1 protein-coding gene is annotated in these 2942 nt (G+C 53.0%); it reads right to left on the bottom strand.

Annotated features, from left to right (window positions below; all coding sequences use genetic code 11):
* Window positions 1–833: 833 nt before the first annotated feature.
* Window positions 834–2513, bottom strand: a complete 1680-nt coding sequence (locus tag RR842_RS13400; RefSeq protein ID WP_332522280.1) for an FAD-binding protein — start codon at window positions 2511–2513, stop codon at window positions 834–836.
* Window positions 2514–2942 lie beyond the last annotated feature (429 nt).

Here is a 2942-nt window from a genome sequence, read left to right as displayed (position 1 = left end):
AGGCGGCGGCGCTGCCCGAGGACGAGGCGATCGCGGCCTCGATCTAGGGGCACCCGAAATGCCCGCCGTTGAAGCTTCAGCGGGCATTTCGGGGAGGGACGTATCGTTGAGGCGGCGGTTTTGCTACACCTCGTGGCAAGTTCCGCATTCGTATACGTCGGCATGATGGCAGTTTTTGCAGACGCCGGGAGCTATGCTGTCGGGGCCCTTGCTTTGATGGAGGGAATGGCATGATGAGCAAGACAGGGCATCATGTTCGCTGCTGACAGGTAGGCTGTGGGGGTTGACGGTTAATCCGTTTGAGTCGGTAAGAATAGTGCTGGACTCTGTCGTGGCAGATAGGGCACCAAGCTCGTGGCAGGTCGTGCAGGCATCTGGTGTAACGGAAGTCTTTTTCAACGATAAGGACTTCTTCTTGGATTCGAGGGTTACTTTCGCATGCGCTTTCTGGAGACCCTCTTTGTCGCTATGACAACTGAAACAATCACTCTTGAGCGAGGTGTGAAGCGATGCGACAGAAGCATCATCGTCAAATGATTGCGTCACGCTATCGTGGCAGGTTTCGCAGGCGCTCTCTTCGGACCACGTGAACGCTATAGCTGTTGCCTTGTCGGAGGAGTCCGAAGAAGCAGGTGGCTCCTGAGCTGTCTGGGGTGCGCAAGCGATTGCGCTCAGTGCGATACAACTGAAAAGCAGTATACCCACGCATCGCCGCACATCATTGCGCGTAATATTCATGAAGGTAGCTCCCTTGAGGTGAGTACCCTTGGTCACACGAGAACTTACCTGACCAAGGGTATGCTCCATTGTTTGGGATTATTGTTCACGGGGAGTTATGCGTCCCACGGGTCGAGCTTTGCGCACCCAATACCAGCTATACGGCCTGTTGAGACGGCTTCGCTGATATTTCCTCCGCCGTTATACATGTAAGCATATATGGATCCAAATTCACCTGCGGAATACAGGCGGGGAATTACGCTGCCGTCGATATCGAGCACCTGACTCTCGCCATTACGCTTTGCGCCGCCCTGGGTGTTGAGAAGGCCTAAAGCCACTTCCATGGCGTAGAAGGGGCCTTCAATGGGAACAAGGGGGAAGGCTTTAAGCACCTCGGTTTTCGTATTGCTATACGTGGTGACATCGCTTGTGCCCGAGGCCTTTTCGGCGCTAAAGAAGTAGTTGTCATATACCGATTCTCCGCGTCCAAAATCTTCGTCTTTACCCTGGGCGACCATGCTGTTATACCGGTCCACCGTGGCAGTTATAGCATCTGCATTGTGTCCGATTTTTCGAGCGAGTTCGGCAAGGGTATCAGCCTTAACAAGCACGCCGGCATCAACGAGCGCTTGGTTTGTTGCGGGCCCTGGCTCAGCGATAATTGACCATCCCATATAGTCGATGCTTCCAAAAAGAAACTTTTCGTTAAAAGCGGCTGATCCAAAAATAACATGAGAGGGGGTTGGTACCGTGAGTAAGGGCCATATGCCTTTGTCCTTAAGTTTTCCATGGCGGGCAAGACTCTTTGTCTCTTCGCACATGAAACGCTCGCCCTCGTTGTTGATGTAAATGTAATCTTTTGAGCTGAGGTTTAAGAAGCCAGCAGAGCGCGAATCAGGGGAAAGCGTTCGGCCGCAGATTGCCGAAGCTGCGATACTGTTCATGTGCCACAGGTCGGCACCGATCTTTTGCGCCATCCTGATGCCATCGCCCACATTGTAGGGGCTGCCGTTATAGAAAGGATTGGGGCAACCGATGCCGGGGAAATAGTTTTGGAGCAAGTCGGGATCGTTTTCAAATCCGCCACAGGCCATGATTACACCTTTTGATGCTTTAATTCTTTTGTCACCCGCGAGGACACCAAACACCTCTTTGGTTGTGGTGTCGAAAATGAGCTCGGTTGCGCGTGTTTCATACATAATCTCAACGCCCAGTTCGGCTGCAGTATCCATGAAAGGAAGCCAGAGAGACGAGAAGCCGCAGATACCGTCTACGTAGTAGGTCTTGATCTTATCGCTGCCGGGAAGTCCAGGGAATTCGGGCGCAGCCGCTGTTCCTGGTTGGAGGTCGTAGCCGAGTTCTTCGGTGAGCCAGGCCATGTTGCCACAAACGCCCTCCGCCCACGCCTGCATGTATTCGCTGGGGACCTCATAGCTGTCGTTGAGTGTTGTTTGGTAGGTAACCCCGGAAGAGACATCATCGGGAATCATCAGCATATCACCCGACACACGCGTATTGCCTCCAGCAAATTCCTCAGGTGCCGACTCGAGACATAAAACGCTTTGCGCACCTTCTTTTTTGGCAGCGATAGCAGCGGCAAGCCCCGCTGCGCCTAGGCCAATGATGACGATTTCGGCTTCAGTGTCCCATGCCTCCTGCTTGGATGACTGCGGCTTTGCAGAGTTGCAGCCGATGAGACCTACCGAAGCGATTCCCGCCGCCGTGGCAGCAGCCCCTTTTAGAAAATTCCGACGCGAGAGGTCTTTCGTGTGCTTTTTGCTACTTGCTGTACCCATTCCGCCTCCTTATTACGACTTTTTCTAAATGGCCTTAAAAGGGTCATGGCCCTTTATGGGTCATCAAACATGCCCATTATAGGGGCCATACTCAAAGAAATCAACGCTTCGAAGCGAATCTAAAACAAAGGAGTAAAGTGATAAGCTATGCGCCTCTTTGGCGGACAATGAAGGAGCGGGGATTCTCGACATACACGCTTCGCGTCAAACACGGAATGGGCAACAGCACTGTCCAGCGTCTAAGAAAAGACATGCCGGTGTCCACGTATACGCTGAATACGCTTTGCACGTTGCTCAATTGTGAGCTTTCAGACGTCGCTGAATATATTCCCGACTAGCAGCAGGAACTGCGACAACCTCTTCTACGAGGGCATACGCTGTCTTATCTGCTAGAGCCCCTGCACCTGCTCGAGCATCTCGCGGGCGTGG

Origin of the sequence: Gordonibacter sp. (genome assembly GCF_036667095.1) — a bacterium.
In the GTDB taxonomy this organism is placed as follows: Bacteria; Actinomycetota; Coriobacteriia; order Coriobacteriales; family Eggerthellaceae; genus Gordonibacter.
This window is presented reverse-complemented; position numbering and strand designations above follow the sequence as displayed.